At 63.7% G+C, this 23033-nt stretch carries 21 protein-coding genes; 6 read left to right on the top strand and 15 right to left on the bottom strand.

All coding sequences use genetic code 11. The features are described 5' to 3' along the window. Positions 1-64: 64 nt before the first annotated feature. The 6 genes from ACF3NP_RS11400 to ACF3NP_RS11375 all read right to left on the bottom strand — a co-directional run bounded on the left by ACF3NP_RS11400 (position 65) and on the right by ACF3NP_RS11375 (position 5995). Complete coding sequence (locus tag ACF3NP_RS11400; RefSeq protein WP_392398698.1) at positions 65-1357, bottom strand: hypothetical protein; 1293 nt, start codon at positions 1355-1357, stop codon at positions 65-67. Continuing rightward, the gene (locus tag ACF3NP_RS11395) at positions 1306-1875 is read right to left on the bottom strand and encodes a hypothetical protein (protein WP_392398697.1); all 570 of its coding nucleotides are present in this window, start codon (positions 1873-1875) and stop codon (positions 1306-1308) included. The genes ACF3NP_RS11400 and ACF3NP_RS11395 overlap by 52 nt, the downstream gene beginning before the upstream one ends. A gap of 25 nt (positions 1876-1900) precedes the next feature. Then, positions 1901-2896 carry a decaprenyl-phosphate phosphoribosyltransferase gene (locus ACF3NP_RS11390; RefSeq protein WP_181889224.1) on the bottom strand — a complete coding sequence of 332 codons (996 nt, stop codon included), beginning with the start codon at positions 2894-2896 and terminating at the stop codon, positions 1901-1903. Next, positions 2896-3396 carry a phosphatase PAP2 family protein gene (locus tag ACF3NP_RS11385; protein ID WP_181889225.1) on the bottom strand — a complete coding sequence of 167 codons (501 nt, stop codon included), beginning with the start codon at positions 3394-3396 and terminating at the stop codon, positions 2896-2898. Before ACF3NP_RS11385 ends, ACF3NP_RS11390 begins: the two co-directional genes overlap by 1 nt. Continuing rightward, positions 3386-5335: a glycosyltransferase gene (locus ACF3NP_RS11380; protein ID WP_392398696.1), complete on the bottom strand. Its 1950-nt coding sequence runs from the start codon at positions 5333-5335 to the stop codon at positions 3386-3388. The genes ACF3NP_RS11385 and ACF3NP_RS11380 overlap by 11 nt, the downstream gene beginning before the upstream one ends. An 87-nt stretch (positions 5336-5422) precedes the next feature. Beyond that, positions 5423-5995: a TetR/AcrR family transcriptional regulator gene (locus ACF3NP_RS11375; protein ID WP_181889226.1), complete on the bottom strand. Its 573-nt coding sequence runs from the start codon at positions 5993-5995 to the stop codon at positions 5423-5425. Positions 5996-6068: 73 nt separating this feature from the next. On the opposite strand from ACF3NP_RS11375, the gene ACF3NP_RS11370 reads away from it, so the two are divergent. The 4 genes from ACF3NP_RS11370 (at position 6069) to ACF3NP_RS11355 (ending at position 9848) form a co-directional block, all read left to right on the top strand. Beyond that, entirely contained in the window at positions 6069-6758 is a 690-nt protein-coding gene (locus ACF3NP_RS11370) for a GAP family protein (protein WP_181889227.1), read from the top strand. Positions 6759-6883: 125 nt separating this feature from the next. Continuing rightward, positions 6884-8422, top strand: a complete 1539-nt coding sequence (locus ACF3NP_RS11365) for a SulP family inorganic anion transporter (RefSeq protein ID WP_181889228.1) — start codon at positions 6884-6886, stop codon at positions 8420-8422. Positions 8423-8449: 27 nt separating this feature from the next. Further along, a complete protein-coding gene (locus ACF3NP_RS11360; RefSeq protein WP_181889229.1) occupies positions 8450-8788 on the top strand; it encodes a hypothetical protein in 339 nt (112 codons plus the stop codon). A gap of 112 nt (positions 8789-8900) precedes the next feature. Continuing rightward, a complete protein-coding gene (locus tag ACF3NP_RS11355) occupies positions 8901-9848 on the top strand; it encodes an ABC transporter substrate-binding protein (RefSeq protein ID WP_236883431.1) in 948 nt (315 codons plus the stop codon). Between the two features lie 6 nt (positions 9849-9854). Here ACF3NP_RS11355 and ACF3NP_RS11350 read toward each other — a convergent pair whose 3' ends face one another. The 6 genes from ACF3NP_RS11350 to ACF3NP_RS11325 form a co-directional block, all read right to left on the bottom strand. Beyond that, the gene (locus tag ACF3NP_RS11350) at positions 9855-10622 is read right to left on the bottom strand and encodes an ABC transporter ATP-binding protein (protein ID WP_181889230.1); all 768 of its coding nucleotides are present in this window, start codon (positions 10620-10622) and stop codon (positions 9855-9857) included. Continuing rightward, complete coding sequence (locus ACF3NP_RS11345; RefSeq protein ID WP_181889231.1) at positions 10622-11620, bottom strand: iron chelate uptake ABC transporter family permease subunit; 999 nt, start codon at positions 11618-11620, stop codon at positions 10622-10624. Before ACF3NP_RS11345 ends, ACF3NP_RS11350 begins: the two co-directional genes overlap by 1 nt. Continuing rightward, a complete protein-coding gene (locus ACF3NP_RS11340) occupies positions 11617-12636 on the bottom strand; it encodes a FecCD family ABC transporter permease (RefSeq protein ID WP_181889232.1) in 1020 nt (339 codons plus the stop codon). The genes ACF3NP_RS11345 and ACF3NP_RS11340 overlap by 4 nt, the downstream gene beginning before the upstream one ends. Positions 12637-12642: 6 nt before the next feature. Continuing rightward, positions 12643-13545: a siderophore-interacting protein gene (locus tag ACF3NP_RS11335; protein WP_181889233.1), complete on the bottom strand. Its 903-nt coding sequence runs from the start codon at positions 13543-13545 to the stop codon at positions 12643-12645. Between the two features lie 112 nt (positions 13546-13657). Beyond that, a complete protein-coding gene (locus tag ACF3NP_RS11330; protein WP_181889234.1) occupies positions 13658-14878 on the bottom strand; it encodes an ATP-binding protein in 1221 nt (406 codons plus the stop codon). 153 nt (positions 14879-15031) lie between these two features. Continuing rightward, a complete protein-coding gene (locus ACF3NP_RS11325) occupies positions 15032-16621 on the bottom strand; it encodes a cation:proton antiporter (protein ID WP_181889235.1) in 1590 nt (529 codons plus the stop codon). A gap of 173 nt (positions 16622-16794) precedes the next feature. Between ACF3NP_RS11325 and istA the strand changes: the two genes are divergently transcribed. Further along, positions 16795-18438 (top strand): IS21 family transposase, encoded by a 1644-nt coding sequence (istA, locus tag ACF3NP_RS11320; protein WP_392398695.1) that lies wholly within the window; start codon positions 16795-16797, stop codon positions 18436-18438. Further along, positions 18435-19202, top strand: a complete 768-nt coding sequence (locus tag ACF3NP_RS11315; RefSeq protein ID WP_271694435.1) for an ATP-binding protein — start codon at positions 18435-18437, stop codon at positions 19200-19202. Before istA ends, ACF3NP_RS11315 begins: the two co-directional genes overlap by 4 nt. Before the next feature lie 303 nt (positions 19203-19505). Here ACF3NP_RS11315 and ACF3NP_RS11310 read toward each other — a convergent pair whose 3' ends face one another. From ACF3NP_RS11310 to glf, 3 genes are all read right to left on the bottom strand, one after another. Then, on the bottom strand, positions 19506-21218 hold the full coding sequence (locus ACF3NP_RS11310) for an RNA-binding domain-containing protein (RefSeq protein WP_181889238.1): 1713 nt from the start codon (positions 21216-21218) through the stop codon (positions 19506-19508). A gap of 277 nt (positions 21219-21495) precedes the next feature. After that, positions 21496-21747 carry a hypothetical protein gene (locus ACF3NP_RS11305; protein WP_181889239.1) on the bottom strand — a complete coding sequence of 84 codons (252 nt, stop codon included), beginning with the start codon at positions 21745-21747 and terminating at the stop codon, positions 21496-21498. 9 nt (positions 21748-21756) lie between these two features. Next, entirely contained in the window at positions 21757-22947 is a 1191-nt protein-coding gene (gene glf, locus ACF3NP_RS11300) for a UDP-galactopyranose mutase (protein WP_181889240.1), read from the bottom strand. Between the last annotated feature and the right edge of the window lie 86 nt (positions 22948-23033).

The raw sequence follows: 23033 nt of genomic DNA, 5'->3' as shown, positions 1-23033 counted from the left end.
ATCCCCTCAAAACGTGTTTTCAGGCAAAAGACACGTTCACGTTACCAATTCGAAACGTCACCCGCTATTCCCCCTCGTGTGCCTGCACCGGCCAGGCGATCTGCGGGCCCTCCATCCCGGGGTTGGCGCCGTGGCGGATCGCGCGGCGGGTCTCGGCGTCGATGTAGAGGCCGGGGTCGCTGGAGAGCTGCAGCGTGCGGCCGTCGCCAAGCGAATAGCGCACGTTCTTCCAGAAGCGCTCCCAGCTCATCGGTTCGCGCGAGGTAGCCAACAGTTCGGAGATTTCGGGGCTGCGCAGTGCGGCGCGCGCCTGCTTCGCGCGCATGGAGCTGATGAACGGCGGCAGCCCGTCCAAGTAGGTGTCGGTGTCGGCGGCCTGCCAGGCAGGGTCGAGGAACTTGTCGTGGCCGACGCGGCCTTTCGGGTCGCGCGGCATGCGCGCGGCGATGGGGGTTGCCAGGCCTACGGTGTCCAGAATGCGCACGTCCAAAGGCGCGTTCATGCTAGTCATGCCCAGGTTGATCAGGTATGCGGTCAGCGGCAGATTGCTCAGATCCGAGGCATCCTCTTCGCGGTCGCGGTAGTACCAGCTGTAGATTTCCGGGTCGGCGGAGACGTAGGCGAGGTTGAGCTGCGCGGCGTTTGCGTCGATGCCCTTGTCCAGCGCATCTTCCCAGTTCTGCATGAGCTTGGAGCCGAGGAAGTCTTCGGCGTAGCGCGGCGGGTCGGTCAGTTCGCGGCCGACGGCGAGCGTCCAGAATTCGCGCTCGTCCACGATGCCGAGTTCCTTTTCGCCGGTCTGGTACGCCTCCCAGTCGATGGGGTGGGCGCGCACGATGGTCACACCCGCCCACACGGCCACGGCGGTCGCCAAAGCAATGCTGACGCGCGTAATCGGCACGGCCATCGCGGGCAGCAGCAGCGCGAACAGCGGCAACAGCCACATGCGCCCGTGCATGAAGTCGCCGCCGACGCGCAGGACGTAGAGGATGTGCGCGAGCGCGCAGCCGGTGACAAGCAAAACAATTGCTAATCGACGTCCTCCGGTCCCCCGCATCATCCACCCCACCAACGCGGCGGCGGCCAGCACGGGCAGCCAGAGCCAGTAGTAGCCCACAAAGTCGGCGAAGTACTCGAACCCGCGCGCCCACTCGGCGCCGGAGGCGGATTTTGCCACGGCGGTGTGCGGGGTGAGCAGGCCGTAGTAGCCCATGCGGAAGATTTGGTAAGCGGCTGGCACGGGCAGCGCCGCGGCGAGGATGCCTGGGGTCTTGCGGGGGTTGCACGCGATGAGCAGGATGCCGGTCACGCCGCCGTAGAGCGCGAGCTCGGGCGCACGAGCCAGGACATGCCGCACCAGAAGGCGAGGAAGTAGCCGACCTCGGGCGCGCGACGGCGCAGCGGCTCGGCCCACGCGACCAGCGCGGCCCACCACCCGGCGATCCACAAAAGCGACAGGCCCCACTCCAGCCCAGAGGTGGCGAAGTCGCGCGCCGGCGGCAGCGCCAGGTAGATCACGATGCCCAGGGGCACAACGGGGCCCACCTTGCCCCAGAACCGGCCCGCGGCGAAGGTGGCCAGCGCGGCCGCCGTCACGGTGCAGATCAGCGCGAGCCACATGGCCACGTCCTCGAGCCGGGCTCCGGTGAGCCAGCCAAACGCGGTAATCAGGTACTGCCACAGCGTGGAGGTGTTGGCTTCGACGCGCTCGCCGGCGTTGAACACGGGCCCGTTGCCGGCGAGCAGGTTGCGCACGGTGCGCAGGACGATCAGGCCGTCGTCGGACATCCAGCGGCGGGTCCACCCGCCCCAGAACGCGAAGATGCCCGCGACTACGGCTGCGGCGAGCGCGGAGAGGCGGGCGTTCTTTGTCATTGCGACGATGTTAGTGGGTCAATGCCTACCAGCCTAAGTTCGGCACAACGTAGACGGCCATCGCGATGCAGAACAGCCACGCCGCGGCGAGCAGCTGCAGCACGCGGTCCTCCAGGGCGATCTCGTCGGGCGCGCCGCCCTGCCCGCCGTCGACCACGGAGGCGTAGCGCAGGATCGCGATGACAAACGGCACCATGGACACCTGGTACCAGATGGCGGCGGTGCCCTCGACGGAGTTGGACAGCTGGAAGCCCCACAGCGCGTACGACATGACCACGGCGGTGGCGGACAGCGTCCACACGAACCGCAGGTAAGTCTCGGTGTAGCCCTGTAGCGAGCGGCGGATCTCCGCGCCGGTTTCTTTCACCAGCAGCAGCTCGGCGTAGCGCTTGCCGGACGCCATGAACAGGGAACCGAACGCCGCCACCAGCAGGAACCACTGGGACAGGTCGATGCCCGCGGCCACGCCGCCGGCCATGGTGCGCAGCATGAAGCCGGAGGACACCAGGGCGATGTCGATCACCGGGATGTGCTTCCAGCCGAAGCAGTAGCCCAGCTGCAGCGCGATGTAGATGCCGATGACCCAGGCCAAAGACGTGCCGTCGGTAGCCAGAAGCGACAGTCCGAGCGCCAGCGCGATGAGCACCGCCGCCATGCCGTACGCCAGGTTGATCGGCAGCATGCCGGAGGCGATCGGGCGGAAGCGCTTGGTGGGGTGGCGGCGGTCGGATTCGACGTCGCGCGCGTCGTTGATCAGGTAGATCGAGGACGCGCCGAAGCAGAACACCACAAACGCCAGGAGGATGTCCACGGCGGTGCGGGAGTTGAAGGCGTCCGTGCCGGCGGCGAGGGGCGCGGCCAGCACGAGGACGTTTTTCACCCACTGCTTGGGCCGCAGGCCCTTGATCATCGCGTCCGGGAGGTTCTTCGGCGGCGTCTTCTTCATCACCTGGTCAACGCCGGAGGTGTGCGGCTCCGACTTGATCAGGGGCTCGTCCACGGGTTCACGGGTGTTTGCCACTAGATCCTCTTCTCAGCCTCGATTGCCACCTTCGCCGTCGCCGCGCCAAGGGCGGCACCGGCGAGGGTGTCGGTTGGGTAATGCACGCCGAGCACGTTACGCGACAGCATCATCACCGGCACGAGCAGCCACGGCCACTTCCTTCCGGTGATGTCCGCCAGGTGCGCGGCGGCGGCGCCGGTGTTCGCAGCGTGCGAGGAGGGGAACGACAGCTGCGAGGGCGTTTTCACGCCGATTTTCACGCGCGGGTCGTTCGGCCGCGGACGTCGCACGATGCGCTTGAGCACCACAGTCGCGGCGTGCGCGGCGAAGGTGCCAGCGCCGAGCGCGAGCCATTTGGAGCGATTTTGCTTATCGACGGCTCCGCCAACCCCCGCCACCGCCAGCCAACCGAGGTCGTGCTCGCCGAAGTAGCTCAAGCCCCGGGCGGCCCTCGCGGTTTCTGGGGTGTACAGCGCGTCCTGGATGGCGACGAGCAGGTCTACCTCTTTACTGCGCATCGAAGATCTTCCCCCAGTTCTCGTGACTGGTCAGCTCGCCGCGCGCGTCGCGGTACTGCTTCTTCAGCTCCGGCCAACGCTCCTTGATCTGGGCGCGCAGTTCCTTCTGCTCGCGCATCAGATCGTCGGCAAGCTTCTTGTCGCGCTTGCGGAAGGCCACGCCGGTGCCGCCGGCGGTGGACACGGTCGCCGAATCCACGCGGGCGAGCGTGTACCAGCGGGCCTCGTCGGCGGTGAGGTTGAGCTGCGGCGCGTCCCAGTGCGCGCGGTCCTCGTCCTTGCGCAGGTGCATCAGCGCCTTGACGGCCCACGGGATCTTCTTCACCTTGGCCAGGCGACCGCCGATCTTGTTGGTGGGCACGCCCGGCGCGCCGGTGGGCGCGGGCAGGTCGGTCGCGGACGGCAGCACCTGCGCGTCCGAGTACTCCTTGCGGATGCTCTGAATCCGCGGCAGCGAGGATTCGAGGATGTCGAAGAGCTGGTCCGGGCCGGCGAGGAAGTCGCGCATGGCCTCGTTCTGGATGGCGATGGTGGAGTACTCCATGCAGAAGTAGTGCTTCGCGGTGGATTTCTGCATGTTCTTCAGCATCGCCTCCGGGTTCTCCGGTCCGTAGATACTGGCCACGATGAGGCGGTTGCGCATGTGGAAATACGCCTGCCAGTCAATCGCGTCGTCCTTGTCCGCCCACGCCATGTGCCAGATGGCCACGCCGGGCCAGGTGACCGTCGGGAAGCCCGCTTCCTTGCCGCGCAGCGCGTACTCGTTGTCGTCCCACTTGATAAACAGCGGCAGCGGCAGGCCCATCTTCTCCGCCACCACGCGCGGGAAGAGGTTCATCCACCAGCCGTTGTAGTCCACGTCGATGCGGCGGTGCAGCGGGCGCGATGTGGTCTTCTTCGGATCCAGGTCCTCTTCGTCCGTGCCCACGTAGCCGAGCGGGTACTTGGCAAAGTCGTGGTCGTAGACGGCGTGCTTGGCGGCGGAGAACATGAAGATCTCCGGGTCCACCGTTTCACCCGTGGTGCGCAGCTGCGAGCGGTCCTGCAGGTTGAGCATCTGCCCGCCCACCAGGATCGGCTGTGCTGCGTAGCGCGCGGCCTGCACAGCGCGGACGATGGAGTCCGGCTCGATGGCGATGTCGTCGTCCATGTACAGGATGAACGGCGCGTCGGTGCGGTTCAGCGCCTCGTACATGATGCGGGAGTAGCCGCCGGAGCCGCCCAGGTTGCCCTGCTGGAAAATCTCCAGCTTGCCGTTCAAGTTCTTCTCGGCCTCGGCGAAGTCCGGCTCGTCCGCCGGGTGCTGGTTGCCCTGGTCCGGCATGAGCACGTTGCTGATGCAGGCTTCCACGTACGGGTCCTCCGCCAGCGCGTGCAGCGCGTTGACGGCGTCGCGGGGACGGTTGAACGTGGGGATGCCCACGGCCACCTGCTTGGGCTGGGGCGGGACCACGGTGCCGTCGTCAAGCACCTGCTCTTTGGGCTCCTGCGGGGAGCACCACGCGGCGTCCGCGATGCGCGTGTCGTCCTCGGCGGTGATGTCGAACCACAGCCAGCCGCCGTCCTCGAAGTTGCTCAAGCGCAGCGGGATTTCGACTGCGCCGGTCGCCTCGACGTTGGTGACGCTCACGCGCGTGCCGTCCTGCTTGGACCGGTAGACCGAGATGGTCGCGCGGCCCTCGACGTCCATGGCCAGGACCACGGAATCCAGCTGCGACCAGCGGCGCCAATAGCTCGCCGGGAACGCGTTGAAGTACGTCTCGAAGCTGACCTCGTTGCCCGCGGGGACCTCGAAGCTCGTGCGGTCGGACCAGCGCAGACGCTGCTTGTTGTGCTCCTGCTCGATCAGGTACAGCATGCGCACGTCGTGCGGCTCGCCCTTCTTCGGCATGAGGACGCGCTGCAGCGTGTCCACGGCGAGGGTCTTGCTCGTCTCCACAGCTCTCACTTTCTGTTGTGGGCAGTTGGAGCCAAGCGTAATCGCTCCAATGGTGATTCCTCGCTGTGGCTCGCGGTTCGGTGCGAGCTAGCTGGAGAAGAGGAGGCGCAGGCCTTCGCGGAGGTCGGCCACGATGCGGTCGGACTCCGATTCGGGAACCCGCAGGTTGTCCAGAGTGAGACCGTTGATCAGTGCGGTAACGAGGCGCGCCTTGGGCTTTGCATCCTCCTCACCGCCGAGCGCAGCGACAACGCTGCCCTGAAAGTCTTCAAGCACCTCGGTGTAGAGCTTCGCAATCCAGTCCCTAGTTGCAGAGGCGGAGCCGTACGTGACCCAGATCGCGGCATCTTCGGAACGCACCCCTCCGATCGGGAGAAGCTCGGCAAGCCTCGCCACCCAGGTTTCGAGCTCGCCTTCCCTTTCAGGCACCGCCGCCACCCGCTCGCTCTGGCGCTGGATGGAGCGGATGAACGCGTGAGCCAGCAGGGTGTCCCTGTTCGGAGCGTGGTACTGCACAGAGCCGGCGGCGAACCCGGATTCCTTCGCCACCTCCCGCACGCTCACGGCATCGAGCCCCCGCGACGCGATGATGCGGATAGTGGCGTCGGCAATTGTCGCGGCCGATTCTGAAAACTGATGGTCCAGGGAAAAATCGTTCATGGTTGCGTCCCAGTCTAGATTCTCGTACGTTCGTAAGTCGTAGTACGTTCGTACGAGAGATTCGGAGATCCCCATGAGCTCGGTCATCCCCGTTGTTGGCTTGGCGCTGCTTGACAGCCTGAGCCTGGGCACCCTTGTCATCCCCCTTGCGCTTATCGTCCACTGGCGCGCCGTCCGCGTTCCGGCGCTGACCACCTACCTGGTTACCGTCGCAGCGGTCTACTTCCTCCTCGGGCTAGGGATCCTCCTCGGATTCGCTGGCCTGGGCTCGGCCGCCGAACGGATCACGCAGACCGACGTCTTCCCATGGATCACGTTGATACTGGGCGCGACCCTTGCGATCTTCGGCATCTTCGCGCCCAACCCCAAGAAGCCCGAACCCGGGCAGTTGCCGAAACGCGCGGCCAGCGCAAGAAGCAGTGTGCCGAGCATGGTCGCCTTAGGCCTCGGCGCATCTCTTACCGAGGCGGCGACGATGCTGCCGTACATCGCAGCGATGGGCATCATCGGCAGCTGGGATATCCCATCCGTGTCCAAGGCCGGGGCCGTGGGTGTCTACTGCCTCGTGATGATCTTGCCGACAGTCATCCTCGCCACCGTGGCACTGCTCTTTGGCCAGAAGTTCTTCCCGCGGCTCGAACGCCTTATCCCCCGCCTCGAGTACGAGGCAAAGGTGACGCTTCTCTGGATCGCCGCCATCGTCGGCATCTACATGGTGGCGTACAGCTTTGCGACGATCCGCGGCGACCTCCCCGCCTCGTGATGAGGACCGGTTTCGCGCGGCGGCTGCATTGGCGCTTGATGCGCAGGACCGATACGGTAGCTACGTTTTCACGCCCTCGCCTGCCGGAGGGCGCAGTTTCCCGCGCATGTAGAACGGTAGATTCCATGGCTTTCGCTCACACCGAGATATCTCACGAACCGCCCGCTCCGACGGGGGTTGTGGAGTCCTTCCGCTACGCATTTTCGTCGCCCTCTCGCCTGCGCAAGGAGGTGCTGGCGGGCCTCACCGTCGGGCTGGCGCTCATCCCCGAGGCCATCGCGTTTTCCATCCTCGCCGGCGTTGATCCGGCGCTTGGACTGTTCGCCTCGGTGATCATGGCCATCACCATCGCGTTCACCGGCGGCCGCCCCGCGATGATTTCGGCCGCCACGGGTGCGGTCGCCCTGGTCATCGCCCCAGTGGCCCGCGAGTACGGGGTGGACTACTTCATCGCGACCGTCTTGCTGGCGGGCGTGCTGCAGATCGTGCTCGCGGCGCTCGGGGTGGCGAAACTGCAGCGGTTCATCCCGCGGTCGGTGATGATCGGCTTCGTCAACGCGCTGGGTATTTTGATCTTCACCGCGCAGCTGGAGCATCTTATCGACGTCCCAAAGGTCGTCTACGTCCTCGTCGCCGTCGGCATCGCGATCATGATCGGGTGGCCGAAGCTTACGGGCGCTATCCCCGCCCCGTTGATCACCATCGTCGTCATCAGTGCTGTCGTGGGGTTTGCCGGATTCCGCGTACCCACCGTGTCGGATATGGGGCAGCTGCCGGATTCCCTGCCGCGCCTGTTCGTCCCGGACGTGCCACTGACGCTGGAGACGCTGCGGATCATCGCTCCGTACGCGCTCGGCATGGCCATTGTCGGCCTGTTGGAGTCGTTGATGACCGCCAAGCTTGTCGACGACATCACCGACACCCACTCCGACAAAACCCGCGAATCCTGGGGCCAAGGCGTGGCGAACATCGCCTCCGGCCTGTTCGGCGGCATGGGCGGCTGCGCCATGATCGGGCAGACCATGATCAACGTCCGCGAATCTGGGGCGCGCACCCGCCTGTCGACGCTGCTGGCCGGCGTATTCCTCCTCGCATTCATCCTGCTACTCGGCGACGTGGTGGGCCAGATCCCGATGGCGGCACTCGTGGCCATCATGATCATGGTGTCCGTGGGCACCATCGACTGGCACTCGGTACACCCGCGCACTCTGAAATTCATGCCGCTGTCGGAGACCGTGGTGATGTTGGTGACCGTCGTAGCAACGCTTGCCACCAGCAACCTCGCAGTCGGCGTGGTGCTCGGCGTGATCACCGCGATGATCACCTTCGCCCGCCGCGTCGCACACCTCGCCTCCGTCGAGCAGGTTTCCGCCGAGGACACCACCAACGACGGGCAGGTGGACACCCGCACCTACCGCATCCACGGCCAGCTGTTCTGGGCCTCCAGCAACGACCTGGTCTACGCGTTCGACTACACCGACCCGGCAGAAAACATCGTGCTCGATTTGAGCGCGGCCGAGGTGTGGGACGCCTCCACCGTGGCCACGTTGGACTCCGTCACCCGCAAGTTCGAGGAACGAGGCAAGACCGTCACCATCGTCGGCCTCGACGGGCCAAGCAAGGACCGCCTGGACCGCCTGTCCGGAAAACTCAACAGCCAATAGCGGCGCTTCTCCCGTAGGCTGCGAATCATGCAGTTCAAGGGATACAACGACGACGGTCTCCCCCACGACCCCGCAGGTGGACCACGCAACAGCTCCGGTTCGCCAGCGCGCAACTACGCCATCGGCGCAGCCTGCATCGTGGTGGCCGTGCTCTCGTTCGCGTTCCTCACCGGCTCCACCGCCGTGTTCATCGGCATCGCGGGCGCGGTGACCGGTGCGGTGTTTCTGGTGATGGGGATCCAGGGCAGCGGCGACCAGCAGCCGGACACCTTTGAGCAGGGAAACTTCGGCACCCAGGACCCGGGCGCGGACTACGACTGGGACGGCAACTTCCGCCGCGAGTTCGGCGACGGTCAGCACCGCTAAAGCCCGGGCCACCTAGGTGTTGCCCGGTGGCGGCGGCGTACCCTAAGCTAGTCACGTTAGCTTAGGCACACCTAACCCAGGGTGCTTTCGTTCCCGACCGAAAGGGCGAACCTTGAAACGCACTTCCCCACTGTCGCTTCAGCGGCTGACCGCTACCTTCGCTGCGGCTGCGCTGCTGCTCACCGGCTGTTCCAGCGAGTCCGCAGACTCCGGCCAGCACACCGACGCGGCGGGGTCGAACGACCGCATTGTCACGCTGGGGCTTGGCGACGTGGACACCGTCCTCGCGTTAGGGGAGCAACCAGTCGGCTACGCCACCTGGGAGGCAGAGGGCTCGGGCGATCCGTCCGGCCTCGGACCGTGGGCGAAAGACAAGCTCACCGGCGAGCCGAACCCGATCCGCAACACCACCACCGAGTTCAGCACCGACACCGCTGAGCAGGTCGCAGCGCTCGATCCGACCAAGATCATCGCGGTCAACAGCGGTTTCGACAGCGACAAGCAGGCCCTGTTGCAGCAGATTGCGCCGGCGACCTTCCATTCCGACCAACACGAGGACTGGCAGGTGCCGTGGGACGAGCAGATTAAGGAGATCGCGGCGGCGTTGGGGCAGGAAGCTGAGGGCGACAAGCTCATCGCAGAATCCGAGCAGGCTTTCGCCGACTTCCGGCAGGCGCATCCGGAGCTGCAGGGCAAGACCGCGGTCATCGGGATGCCTTACGACGGCAAGCTCGGCGTGTACACGGCAGGCGACGGCCGCGGCTCCTTCATTGAAAAGCTCGGGTTTACCATTCCGGACAAGTTCAACGGTGACGGATCCAGCTTCTTCATCGATTGGTCCCCCGAGAACTACTCCGACCTCAACGACGTGGACTACGTGTTCATCCTGGACTACTACGGCGCGATCGACGCGCTGAAAAACGATGCCGCGTTTGCGAACCTCGACGTCAACACGCGCGGCGGCGTGCACTGGCTCGACACCGACACCGCCAACGCGATGAGCATGCCCAACCCGCTGACCATCCCGTACGTGATCACACAGATTGACCAGGAGCTCTAGAGCGCGCTAGCGGGGCACGATCAGCGGCCCTCCTGCCACCGGGTCCTCGGCGACCACGGCGGGCAGCGAGAATACGTCGGCAAGCAACTGCTCCGACACAACCTCGGCGGGCGTGCCCGCCGCTTGCACCTCGCCGCGTTTCATCACAACCAACTGGTCGGAAAAACGCGCCGCGAGGTTCAAATCGTGCAGCACCATGACCACGGTGCGCCCCATGTCATCGGCAAGACGGCGAATAAGTGCAAGTAACTCGACGGAGTGGGAAAGGTCCAGATACGTGGTCGGCTCGTCCAAAAGCACGAGCGGGGTGTCTTGGGCGAGCACCATCGCGATCCACGCGCGCTGCCGCTGCCCGCCCGAGAGCCGCTCGAGCGGGCGCTCCGCGAACTCGGCCACCTGGGTCAGCTCCATCACCTCGTCCACCATCGCGCTGTCTTTCTCCGAGGTCTGGCGCAGCCACGTCTGGTGCGGGTGACGCCCGCGTCCGACCAGGTCACGCACCGTCAGCCCGTCCGGCGCTACGGGGGTTTGCGGCAGCACCGCGAGCGTTCGGGCGATCTCGCGGCGTTTCATCTCCGCGGTGTTTCGGCCGTCCAGGACCACCTCGCCGCGCTCACGCGGGATCAGGCCAGCAACCGCGCGCAACAACGTTGATTTGCCGCAGCCGTTCGGCCCGACGATGGTGGTGACGCCGCCGCGCGGGACGTCGAGGGCGAGCCCGTCGATAATCGTTGCCGCACCGTAGCTGACGGTGAGATCACGCACGTGAAGCATTACAAGGTCACCTTTCTGGTCGCGCGCATCAGCGCGTAGAGCAAGGCTGCCCCGCCGAACGCTGACGTGGCCACGCCTACCGGTAAGTCTCCCGGCACAACGGTGCGCACCGCGAGGTCCGCACCGGCGACGATCAGCGCGCCGGCAATCATGGCGGTGCCAAGTGGGGGCGTGGGGGCATGTGCTAATCGACGGCCCACGTGCGGCGCCACAAACGCCACAAAAGCAATCGGACCTGAAGCCGCCACCGCCGTCGATGTCAACGCCACGGCAAGCACCATGAGCACAAGCTGGGTGCGGCGCGGATCGACGCCCAGCCCCGCAGCCGTGTCGTCCCCGAGAGAGAGGGCCTCGAGCTGGAATGACGCCCAGCGCAGCAACGGCACAACCAGCGCAAGCGCCACCAACACAGCGGCGGCGTCACCCCAACCCGAGGATCCGACAGAGCCGGTCACCCACGCCTGGGCTTTGCCCACATCGCGGTAGTCGGCGCGGACGAGGAGGAACGAGTTGTACGCCACCGCTAGGGCGTTGAGGATGATGCCGGCGAAGATGAGCTGAAACGAACCCAGGCCGCCGGCGCGGCTGAGCCACCACATCGCCACGGAGACCGCTATCCCGCCAACAAACGCGCTCAGCGGCACCCCGAGCGCGCTGAGCAGCACCCCGGTACCGCCACCCGCGAGCAGCGCTGTAAGTGCGAACGCCGACGCACCTGAAACAACGCCCAGGATGTCTGGGCTGGCCAGCGGGTTACGAGTGATCGTCTGAAAGATCGCGCCCGCGAATCCGAGCGCGGCCCCCACCGCCAGCGCCGTGGCAACACGCGGCAGGCGCCACTCGACGACCACGGTGTGGGCCATTCCGGTGGACTGTCCGGTAAGGGCGGCGAGGACGTCGTGAAGCCCAAGCCCGAATTCACCCACCATGATGCCTCCGAGCGCGACGGCGAGCCCACACGCCGCGAGCACGACATTGACTGCGAACGTGCGGGTCACAGCTTCGCCCCCTTCCGCAGCAGGTACAGAGCGAACGGGGCGCCGACGAAAGCAAGGGTGATGCCAACTTGCAGCTCACCGGGGCGGGCGATGACTCGGCCGGCGACATCCGCGAAGAGCAGCAGCGTCGCACCGGCAAGCGCCGAGCACGGCAGCACCAGCCGGTAATCCGGCCCGGTCAGGGAGCGGACGATATGCGGTACGACCAAGCCGACAAACCCGATCGGGCCCGCCCCCGCCACAGCTGCACCGGCAAGCAGGGCGACCAGCAGGATCCCCACCGCGCGTGCAGCCGCGACGTTGACGCCGAGAGAGTGCGCGACGTCATCGCCCAGGTTCACCATGTTCACCCGGTTCGCCGTGGCGAACGCAGCCACCAGGCCGACCAGTATGACCGGGGCGACGGCGGCGACGATGTGCATGTCCCGGCCCGCGACGGAGCCCGCCGTCCAAAACCGCATGTCATTGAGACTTTGCGTGCTGGTGAGCACGATGCCGCTGGTCAGCGCGGAACACACCGCCCCGAGCGCGGACCCGCCGAGTACCACCGTGATCGGAGTGGAACCGCGGCTTCGCGCGCTCAATACGAAGACGAGCGCTACCGCCATTGTCGCGCCGAGGAAACCGACCCCCACCGCGACGAGCACCGGCAGCGAGCCGAAGACGGCGGTTGCTGCAGCCACCGCAAGCGCCGCCCCCGGGGCGATGCCCAGCAGGTTTGTGTCAGCCAGCGGGTTGCGCGTGTGCCCCTGGAGCAGAGCTCCCGCTGTGCCTAGCGCCGAGCCAGCGAGCAGGCCGAGCAGCGTGCGCGGTACCCGCAGTTGGGCAACCACTTGCGCTTCCTCACTGACCTGCCCAGATTCGGCGTGGAACGCGAGGGCAAGCCCGTCACGCACAGCGCTGACGCTTTCGGCCACGCTCATCTGCCGCGCGCCGACGGCGAGCGAGAGCAACACCGCGACGACAGCCGAAATCCCGAGCACAATGGCGAGTCCCGCGTGTCTAGTCGCACTCATGGTCTGTCACCGCCAATACCCCATGAACGAGACATGCTGGCGCGGCAACCCCGCCTCCTTAACCAACAGACGGCGCATCGCTTTCACCGAAGTGTTCTTGCCGGCGATCCAGTAGTAGGTGTGGCCGGACACGCCCGCCCCACCGTTGATGGGTTCCCCGCTTCCTGAATACGTCGGGGTTTCCCAGACATTGTCTCGCTGGTCCTCACCGTCGTTATCGGGCTCATCGGTGGTGGGAGCTACTGGGCCCCGCAGCGGCTCAATGTCCTGTTTGAGCTGCGTGTAGAGCATGTCCCCATGCCCGGCTTCGGGCTCGGTGCGGAAGTGCCAGCGGACGTCAACGTGGGCAGGCGCATCGATTTGGAGGCTGTTGCCCGCCGGCACCTCAATGTCGGCGGAACCGGCGAGGTTTTCGGGCCAGTCCTCCAGCACTCGGGAGATCGCCGGGAGAGCAGTTTCATCGCCGTACAGTCGAGCTGCCGCGGCAGCGCCGGGAGCGAATTCGATGCCGACACCGGACGCGTCATCGCGGGTCGGCCCGATGATCCACAGCGCCTGCCCGGGCAGTGCGCTTTCCGCCCACGCGGAGGCCGGCCCAGCGTTGTGGCCGTGCAGCACGAAATCCACATCGAGCTCGTCCGGGTCACCGTCGTTGCGCCGGAGGTCGCGAATGGAGTAGGTGCGGAGATGCCCGCGCGTGTGTTCCGGCATAGTGCGCCAGAGGTCCCACCATCCCTCGGCCGGCAAATCAACAAGCCCTGCCGCCGACGGGATGATGAGCTTGATCCGCAGATCCATGATGGGCACAGCGGGGCCCATTTCGTCGACACCGGTGAACGTCACACGTTGAAAATTCGGTGCGATGCGCTCGCTGCGCACGACTGTTGCAAGGAAGGGCCGGAAACTCACCGCACGGACTATATAGGATTGCCTAACTTAACAAAAGTGGGGGGCTTGTCGATTAGCAAAGGTTCTTACTGCTGCCACACAAATGGGCCACTCCTCCGAAACTAGCATTTAGCTACGGACCCAGAGCCCCAATAGGAATTACTGCCACACCGTCGTTGCGGCGTAGCGCGGGGCCTCCCGAGGTGATCACCACCAAGGCTGGGTCGTCACTAAGGTGCCCTGCGAACCGCTTGAGTGTGTCGGCCGCATGCTCAATCACCTCTGGGGTGTAGCCCAGTTTCACTTCGACTAGCACGTCCCGGCCGCCGACGTTCGCGACCGCGTCAACCTCCAGCTTCGTGTTAAGCCGGGCGTGGTACACCGTTCTGCCCGTGAGCGCACGTAGTTCGTGCACAACGAGTGACTCAAAAAGTTGGCCGAAATAAGCCGGGTCCCGAAGTAGATGCTCCGGCCCTCGATCCAGCGCTGCCATAGCAAAAGAGGGGTCAGCGAGATGGCGCTTCGGCGCTTTCCTCAGCGTCGCTTTAGAGCGCAGGTGCGTGAACCACGCAGGCTGGTCCACAGAGACGAAGATGCTCGCGAGAGCATCGAGATAGTCCCGGGTTGTTTCCCGCGAGGTATCGGCATCGGTCGCGATGGTTTGCAGCTCGAGCTCGGTACCCACGCCACGAGCTAACGAACGGATCATCCGCCTCACCCGCTCTGAATCACGATTCACTCTGCCAGGGGCGTGGACATCCACGGCCGCAACGGTTTGTACGTAGTCTCGGACGTTTTCAAGCGCATCTTCAAACGGGAGACCAACGTTGTAAGGAAGGCCACCCCGGCACACTCGTTCCGCCAGCTGCGGCAGTGTCAAGGCCGGTGTCGAAAACGGCAACGGGTCCCCTGCAACTGCCGCGGCAAGCGAAACCGACCCATCCGATTCTCCGGTTTCAAAAAGGGTCATCGTCGACATCGTCATTCGTGCGAACCGGCCGGCACCCGAGTGGCTCGTCGCGTCCGCCCCTGGGGCCGTAGAACCGGTGAAGATGAACTGCCCCTTCGCCTGACGCTCGTCAATGGCGTGCCGCGCGAAATCCCACAGTCTCGGCTGCAACTGCCATTCGTCGATGAGGCGCGGCGTGGCACCTTCGAGCAGCAGCCGCGGGTCATTATCCATAGCGAGAGTGACGCCAGGGTCCGTTTCTACGTTAAGAAAACTCGCAGCTTGCTGTTTTGCCGTCTCAGTTTTCCCGCAGCCTTTCGGCCCCTGAATAAGGACACCGCCCTGCCTGCGGAGCGATCGCTCTAATTCAGCATCCGCCAGTCGTGGAATATACCCATTTTCCATACCGCTGCATATTACCAGCTAAACGATCTAGGTTGTCGTTTTGAAAACGATTTGGTTGGCATTTTGAAAACGGTTTGCTTGGCGTTTTGAAAGCGATCTGCTTGGCATTTTGAAAACGGGGTGGGTCAGGGCTCGTCGATAGGCAAAAGCCCCTTACTTCGGCTCCCACAAGCTGCTCGGGCCGGTGAGAGCCTTGCGGTCGCGCGCGAGGATGAGGCGGTCCAGGTCGGCGAGCACCGCGTCGACATCGGACGGGTTGTAGCGGCGCTCGCGGCGCGCCTGCTGCAGTTCGCGGCTGGCGGCGCGCAGGGCAACCTCCTGCATCTGCACCGCCCCAGCGCGGGCCCGCAGAAACGCCTCCTTGCGTTCCTCAGAGCCCTCCGGATCCTGCAAGCGCTTCTCCGCAATCGAGTCCAGCCACTCCTGCACCATCTTGTACGCCTCGGGCTGGTACTCCTCGCCGTGCTCGCGCACCGCCTTACGCGCAGCCGCGTACGCCCGCTGGTTCAGCTCCTCGAGCGCCTTGTCGGCGCCAGGCCCGTTTTGCAGGTCAAGCTTGTCCACGAGCCACGGCAGCAACAACCCCGGCACCACCATCGTGCAAGTGAGCACGGTCAGCGCGATGACCGACAGTTCGTGGTGGTAGCTCGTCGCTGATGCCGGGATTGCCAGCACGAGCGCCAACGTGACCAGCCCGCGCATGCCTGCCCACGCCATGAGCAGAACCTCCTGCAGCCGCAGCGGAGAGACGTTCGTTCGGTGCTTTTTCTCGTTGAGCTTGTACAGCACCCACATCCACACGAAGCGCACAGCAAACGCGACGACGGACAGGACAACGCCCACCTGCACCGCCTGCCAGATGTGCGTGCCGGCGGTGTCCAGCGCGTCACGCACGCTCATGCCGATCAGGCCGAACGCCACGCCGGTAAACAGCAGCTCCACCGTCTCCCAGAAGAAGTGTCCGGTCAGGCGGTCCTCGGCGGTCATGGTGGAGCGCGAGGACATCTCCACCGCGGCGATGACAATCGCGATGACGCCGGAGGCTTCGATGGCCTCGCAGCCTGCGTAGATGGCGAACGGGAGTACCCAGGTAAACGCTGTGCGGATCACGGAATCGGGCACGGAGTTGGCGAAGACAGCGGCCAACCTGCCCACAACCAGGCCGATCAGCACCGCGGCGATGGCGGCGTAGAGGAACTGCAACACGCCCTTGCCAAAGTCGACCTCGCCGTTCGCGACCGCGGCCGCCATCGCGACGTTGAAGGTCACGATGGAGGCGGCGTCATTGAACAGCCCCTCCGTCTGCAGCGTGCCGGTGATGCGTTTCGGGATACCGGCCGGGCCAGCCACAGCGTCCACCGCCACCGGGTCCGGCGGAGCAATCGCGGCGGCGAGCACCATCGCGGTGGCCAGGCTAAGCCCGGGCAGCATCCACATCGCCGTGGCGGTCAGCGCGGCGATGGTGAGAAACACCAGGATGATCGACATGGTCAGCACCACGTTGAGCTGCGAGCCGATCTGCCCCCAGCTCGTGCGCCGGGCCAGCGACCACAGCAGCGGCGGCAGGAAGATCGGCAAGATCAAGTGCGGATCGATGGAGACGGTGTCGATGCCGGGGATGAAGATCACCGGTGCGACCACCACGGTCAGAAGCGCCGGCCACGGCAGGCCGGTGCGTTCACCGATCGCGGCGACGAGGACGGTGGCCAGCAGCAGGCCGATAAGTGCTATGAAAGTTCCCACGATGGGTCAGTGTACGGGGCACCACGGGTGTTGCGACCGGCTAGTTGGTAGCGGTGTGGTGACTTTCGGGTAGCGGTTCAGTGGGTTTCCGGTAGCGGGGTTGGCGGTGGCGGGTGATGCTTTCGGGTGGTTGCGCCACAGGGGTGTAGCCGGTTACCGGAAGGAGTCCGCTGATGACGGATTACCGGGCGGTGATGAAGCTGCTTGTGCAGCAGCGTTCGTACCGCCAGATTGAACAACAGCTCGGGTGCTCGCACCGCACGATTTCCCGGTCGAATCAGGTGCTTCGATCCCTTGGGATTCGCACCGTCGACCAGGTTTTGGCGTTGACGGATGATGAGCTCGACGAGTTATTCGTCGATGGGCGAAGCACCGGCCAGGGCGAATTCGTCCCTATCGATTTTGATGCGGTGGTCAAAGCCCGCACGGGGCGTGACAAGCAGACACTGCAAGTGCTGTGGGCGCGCTACACCACCACACCTGCTTTACCCGGCCAGCTCCATTACAGCTACGACCGGTTCCGCCAGTTGGTGGCGTCTCATGTCGATGCGGCCGGTTTGACCGCACGCATCACCCACACACCGGGGCACACCATGCAGGTGGATTGGGCAGGCACCAAGATGCGCCTGTTCGACCCTTATGGCGCACCGGGGGTAAAGGTCAGCGTGTTTGTCGCCTCAATGCCGTATTCAGGGATGATTTTTGCCCTCGCATGTCCGGATGAGCGCCAGCATTCCTGGCTTGATGCCCACCACCACGCGTTCGCCTACTTCGGGGGCGTGCCTGAGGTTGTGGTGCCGGATAATGCCTCGACTGCGTCGAACGCGATCAGCGCGGCGGATCGAAACCGCAAGGTCAACGACACCTACGAGCAGTTTTTGGAGCATTACAACACCGCAGCACTGCCCACGAGGGCGAAACGGCCGAAAGACAAAGCCAATGTCGAAGCCGCAGTCAAGATCGTCACCCACAAGGTCATCCACGCACTCGATGGCCACCAGTGCGTCGACCTTGACGAACTCAACTCGCGAATTCAGCAGCTGGTTGACCAGATCAACCAGGCGGTACCGTTTCGTCACCAGCAGTCAAGCCGCAAAGACATTTTCGATGCGCATGAAAGGCACCTGTTGACAGCACTTCCCGATACCCCGTGGCAGCGCACCGAGTGGAAACGCGCCAAGATCGCCCCAGATTTCCACATCACCGTAGCCAGCGTGCGGTACTCCGTGCCGCACCAGCTCGTTGGCCGCACTGTCGATGTGCGCATCACCGGGCAAGTGCTCACGGTCTTCGATGGTGGCCGTGCCGTTACAACCCACACGCTTGCCCACACCCGCGGGGCGTATGTCACCGATGCCGACCACATACCGGCGAACATGGATCACACCCAGGGCCTGTGGACGAGCGATTACTTCCTGCGCGAAGCCCAAAAAATCGGCCCGGCGACACGCACCGTCATCGAGGAAATGATCACGGCGAAAGCAATCCCGGCCCAGGCGTACCAATCGTGCAGGAACGTGCTGTCAATGGGCAAACACGCCAACAAGCCCGTGCTGGAAGAAGCATGCCAGCGTCTGCTCTCCTGCGACGGGACCCGCCGGGCGGTGTCCTACACCGCGGTCAAAAACATGATGGCCGCCGTACGCAAAGAAGCCGCAACCCGACCACACGGCTTCGACCAACCGGCACCGGCCACACCTGGGCATCCGGCCCACGCACCCGCCGCTGCCACACGCGACACCAGCGGCGCCTACCTCGGTGGCGCAGCACAGTTCAGCCTGGACAACCTCATCAAGAAAGGAACCACAACGCCATGACCCCACCGACCCCGCCTCAAGAGCGTTTCCTCGACGAATCCGTCCTCGCGGACTTCACAGCAATGCGCATGACAGCCTTCGGCAAAAGCGTCATCGACATCGCCAACGACCCAGCCTTCGACACGTGGACCTTCTCCCAAAAGGTGCTCTACGCACTCGACAAAGAAGTCGCGGCCAGACGCGAACGCCGCATCAACAAACTGCTCAAGGCATCACGATCGCCAAACCCCGATGCCTGCCTCGAAGACGTCGTCTACGCACCTGACCGCAACATCAACCCAGAACAAGTCAGCCGACTCGCTCACGGACAATGGTGCCACCTGGGCCAAAACATAGTCATCTTGGGCAAATCCTCAGTCGGCAAGACCTACCTCGCCCAAGCACTGATCACCGCAGCATGCCGCAACGACTACTCCGCCAGGTTCTACCGCACCGACATGCTTGCCGCGCACTTCGCAGTGATGCCACTCGACGACCCAGCCCGGCTCAAACTCACCCGCGAGTTGATCAGCGTCGACGTGTTAGTCCTCGACGACTTCCTCACCACCCCAGTCGACGCCGCCACCGCACACCTGCTCTTCAACATTCTCTCCGAACGAGAAGGCAACCGATCAACAATCGTGACCTCACAGTTCACCCCGCAAGACTGGTACAGATCCATCCCGGACGCAGTCATCGCCGAATCCATCCTCAACCGACTCATCGCCGGCGCCGAAATCATCACCCTCGAAGGACCAAACATGAGACTGGAAGCTAACCAGTAACACACAAAGCGCCTGAGCAGGGACCCGCTACCGGATCCCCACTCAAGCGCTACCACAAACTCACCACACCGCTTCCATTTCGATCTTCTAAACAACGGGCGGCAGCAGGTGTCGCCGAAGCTGATCCTCCATCTCAACGTTCGTCGACATCAACCGGTACCTCGTTTCGACCTTCGTCGCCCCGGCCCTGAGCGCCTAACCAACCCTTTTCGGAGTTGTTTGAAACAACTCCGAAACAACTCGCCGTAAAACTGACCCGAAATCAACCCATCTGAGCAGGTCAGGATAGTTGTTTGGAGTTGTTTAGAGGGAAACCCACCGAACACTCGGACCTCGAGTCGGGCTACCGTCGGCAATCTTCGCTTTACCCAAATCTCGAAGGTGGCGAAGGATTCGGCTCACTGATTCACGCTCTACGCCGAGTTCATTCGCAACCTCACGAGCGTTCAGGGACTGCCCCTCGCGCAACTGAGCAATGATCCAGTCCTCGGTAGTCACGGATGCAATCCCAGTAGATTCGTTCCCCTCAAAGGCCGTCCGAGCTCGAGCGGACAGTATCCACTCAGGAGCATCCCGCAAAGGTTCTAGGAAGCCCTGACTTGCGTACCACCCCAAGGTTTCTTGGGCCTGCGCTTCCGGGACTTGCATGAGTCGAGCTGCCGTGGACGTCATCAAAATCTGGTTGTTCGCTAGATGACGCGCAACCAAAAGCCCATCCACACTCTTGAAGATCGCTTCACCAAACTCAGTACGCAACAGGTACAGCGTCTTAATAAACGCCGAATCGACATTTCCGGCGGGCAACGTGACCTCAACAAACGGCCCATCGGCATTCAGACTGGGGGCTTGCCTACCACTAGCAAGCATGGAGACCCACATGCGATCGAAGCCTCGCGAAGATTCTTCAGCAAGTCCTAACTGTCGCAGTGCACCCATCAGAATCGGGTTGCGCGGAATCGATTGGGTGGTCAGAATCCTCTCCTCGGGCACGCCTACGGGGAGGCCACCAGGAGACCATACGGTCAGACTGGTCGGAGACTGATCAACGACGATTGCAGTGGTCGCTCCCCAGTCGCGGTGCGCGAATGCGTTAGAAACAATTTCATCTACAGCAGCCGCAGGAAACGCCGGAATGGGAAACTCTTGCCCGTTCGGGAGCTGCACTCGCGCAATCTCCTGCGACGTGTGAGCCTTAATCAACGCACGTAGCTGTTCTGACGCAGTAATCAACGGTGCGGAAATCTCGGTTACTTTCGGATCGCCACTGGGCACGTCGCGAAGCAAATGTCTCACGACCGTCCGGTTGTGCAGCGGCTGCATGAAGAGAATTTCTGCCGCAAATGTCAGCGCGCCATCGGCCGTAAGCAATCCCAACTCACTGCAGAGTTGAAGACTCGTCTGGGGTACAGGCGAGTCATCACCCAAGGCATGCTTCCGGTTGGCAAGGAGTGCTTTAGCCTGCTCGATTGCCTTAGGGTCGAGATCTTCAGGGCTTCGTCGAGACACAGTAGCGCTCAGGTCAGGGTTCGAACGGGACAGGTGAATACTGCGACGCTCATCCTCCCCTAAAGGAACACAGTTTTTCCCGACGCGTTTACTGGCCTGGCCTTTGGAACGCTGATACAACGCCATCCCCCGCGGGATGCGCAACGCAATCAAACGCTTGCCACAGCGCTCGATTTCAGAAGCTTCGACCTGAATATGAGGCTGCGTCTTGCTGTAAATCTTTTCCACCAACCAATCGCATGAGCGATCAGTACCAGTGAACGCAACAGGGCCTGCCTTCTTGTCATTGACGCCAAGGACAATGTAGGCAACTCCGCCGTCGGCGTTGGAGAAACAAATAACTTCGTCGATGAGAAACTCCACAAGACCCGCATCGGGGTTCTTGTTCATCGGGTGGACGGCAGGATCCTCCTTGAAATCCAGTACCTGGGATTCCCAGATATCAGCGCTATCTCCGGCCTCAATTGCCGACAGTGCTTCCTCCACACCCTCAAAACCCGAATCGAGCATGGGCTCAGAATAACAAAAGTTGTTTAAAAGTTGTTTGAAACAACTCCGAAACAACTTACCGCAAAAATCGCCTAAAATCAGTCCATCGACGCAGTTCAGGATAGTTGTTTGGAGTTGTTTCGAGTTGACTATAACTCGACCGGAGCTACCATTCTCGTTATAATCCCGTTCATCAGCTGGCCAGGAGGCGTGGTTATTTTCCACAACCTGGTCGGCGTTTTAATTGGTCGGCCGGGCAGCGGTGCCGGGCGGCCACGGCACCGCGCCGCCGTGGCCGCTACACCGCGTCGAAGAACTCCACCGTGGTGCCGTCGAGCACCTTCGAGGGCACCCCGATCTTGCCGGCGTCCCGAGCGGCGGCGTAACCGGACAGCCGGTCACGGTAGTGCAGGAAACGCTTCAGACTGCCGAGCTCGGTGACGTCGACAAGCTCCGCGTCGCCGAAGCTGTTCGGGTTGTCGTTATACTCGGCGATGACGCCCACGCAGTCCGGGCAGTCGGGGTGAACGAAAATCTCTTGCATTGCCATGCCGCCCCCCTAGTGCCCGCGCGGCTGGCTCAGCGGCTCGCCGTTTTCGAAGAACGGGCGCAGCTGGTTGTCAAACAGGGTCAGCGCTGCGGCGATAGCCATGTGCATGTCCAGGTACTGGTAGGTACCCAAGCGGCCGCCGAACAGGACGTTGTTTTGCTCGGCTTCGGTGGCGGCGAGGCGTCGATAGGCTTCGAGCTTCTGGCGGTCCTCGGGGGTGTTGATCGGGTAGTACACCTCGTCATCGTCAGAGGCGAAGCGGGAGTACTCCTTCACAATCACCGTCTTGTCGGTGGGGTACTCGGAGCGCTCCGGATGGAAGTGGCGGAACTCGTGGATGCGGGTGTACGGCACGTCGGCGTCGTTGTAGTTCATCACCGGGGTGCCCTGGAAGTCGCCGACCTCGAGGACTTCCTGCTCGAAGTCGAGGGTACGCCAGCCCAGGCGGCCCTCGGCGTAGTCGAAGTACTGGTCCAGCGGCCCGGTGTAGACCACGGGCGCGTCCGGGGATTCCGCACGGATCTCGTCAGCGACGGCGAACCAGTCGGTGTCCGTGCGGACGTCGATAAGCTCATGCTCCGCCATCTTCTCCAGCCAGACGGCGTAGCCGTCGACGGGCAGACCCTCGTAGGTGTCGTTGAAGTAGCGGTTGTTGAAGGTGTAGCGCACCGGCAGGCGCGAGATGATCTCCGGCGGCAGGTCGGTGGGGTCGGTCTGCCACTGCTTGGCGGTGTAGTGCTTCACAAACGCGTCGTAGAGCGGCTTGCCAATCAGCGCGATGCCGCGCTCCTCCAAGTTCGTCGCGGCCGTGGGGTCGAGGCCTTCGCGCTGCTCCTCGATGAGCTTCTTCGCCTCTTCCGGCGAGTAGTAGCGGCCGAAGAACTGGTTGATCAGGCCGAGCCCCATGGGGAACTGGTAGGCGGTGCCGTCGTGCATCGCGAAGACGCGGTGCTGGTAGTCCGTGAAGTCCGTGAAGCGGTTGACGTACTCCCACACCCGCTCGTTGGAGGTGTGGAACAGGTGCGCACCGTATTTGTGCACCTCAATGCCGGTTTCCGGCTCGTTTTCGCTGTACGCGTTGCCGCCGATGTGGCTGCGCTTTTCCACCACCAGCACGCGTTTGCCCAGCTCGCTCGCCGCCTGCTCGGCCACGGTGAGGCCGAAGAAACCCGATCCAACAACAATGAGGTCGTATGCCATGAGGCCTATTCTCGCACAGTTGCCTATCGACGGAGCTCCGCCACGACACGCCACAGAAGTCTCAAGTCTTTCTTGAGACTTGAACT

Source organism: Corynebacterium lehmanniae (assembly GCF_043161975.1).
GTDB classification, from domain to species: Bacteria; Actinomycetota; Actinomycetes; order Mycobacteriales; family Mycobacteriaceae; genus Corynebacterium; species Corynebacterium lehmanniae.
The sequence above is the reverse complement of the archived record's forward strand: the minus strand, read 5'-3'. Positions and strand labels throughout refer to the sequence as shown.

Excerpts from the sequence above, each read along its gene's own strand:
- ACF3NP_RS11395 (WP_392398697.1), bottom strand. The coding sequence starts at position 1,875 with ATGACAAAGAACGCCCGCCTCTCCGCGCTCGCCGCAGCCGTAGTCGCG.
- ACF3NP_RS11385 (WP_181889225.1), bottom strand. The coding sequence starts at position 3,396 with ATGCGCAGTAAAGAGGTAGACCTGCTCGTCGCCATCCAGGACGCGCTG.
- ACF3NP_RS11375 (WP_181889226.1), bottom strand. The coding sequence starts at position 5,995 with ATGAACGATTTTTCCCTGGACCATCAGTTTTCAGAATCGGCCGCGACA.
- ACF3NP_RS11370 (WP_181889227.1), top strand. The coding sequence starts at position 6,069 with ATGAGCTCGGTCATCCCCGTTGTTGGCTTGGCGCTGCTTGACAGCCTG.
- ACF3NP_RS11365 (WP_181889228.1), top strand. The coding sequence starts at position 6,884 with ATGGCTTTCGCTCACACCGAGATATCTCACGAACCGCCCGCTCCGACG.
- ACF3NP_RS11360 (WP_181889229.1), top strand. The coding sequence starts at position 8,450 with ATGCAGTTCAAGGGATACAACGACGACGGTCTCCCCCACGACCCCGCA.
- ACF3NP_RS11350 (WP_181889230.1), bottom strand. The coding sequence starts at position 10,622 with ATGCTTCACGTGCGTGATCTCACCGTCAGCTACGGTGCGGCAACGATT.
- ACF3NP_RS11340 (WP_181889232.1), bottom strand. The coding sequence starts at position 12,636 with ATGAGTGCGACTAGACACGCGGGACTCGCCATTGTGCTCGGGATTTCG.
- ACF3NP_RS11330 (WP_181889234.1), bottom strand. The coding sequence starts at position 14,878 with ATGGAAAATGGGTATATTCCACGACTGGCGGATGCTGAATTAGAGCGA.
- istA (WP_392398695.1), top strand. The coding sequence starts at position 16,795 with ATGACGGATTACCGGGCGGTGATGAAGCTGCTTGTGCAGCAGCGTTCG.
- ACF3NP_RS11315 (WP_271694435.1), top strand. The coding sequence starts at position 18,435 with ATGACCCCACCGACCCCGCCTCAAGAGCGTTTCCTCGACGAATCCGTC.
- ACF3NP_RS11310 (WP_181889238.1), bottom strand. The coding sequence starts at position 21,218 with ATGCTCGATTCGGGTTTTGAGGGTGTGGAGGAAGCACTGTCGGCAATT.
- ACF3NP_RS11305 (WP_181889239.1), bottom strand. The coding sequence starts at position 21,747 with ATGGCAATGCAAGAGATTTTCGTTCACCCCGACTGCCCGGACTGCGTG.
- glf (WP_181889240.1), bottom strand. The coding sequence starts at position 22,947 with ATGGCATACGACCTCATTGTTGTTGGATCGGGTTTCTTCGGCCTCACC.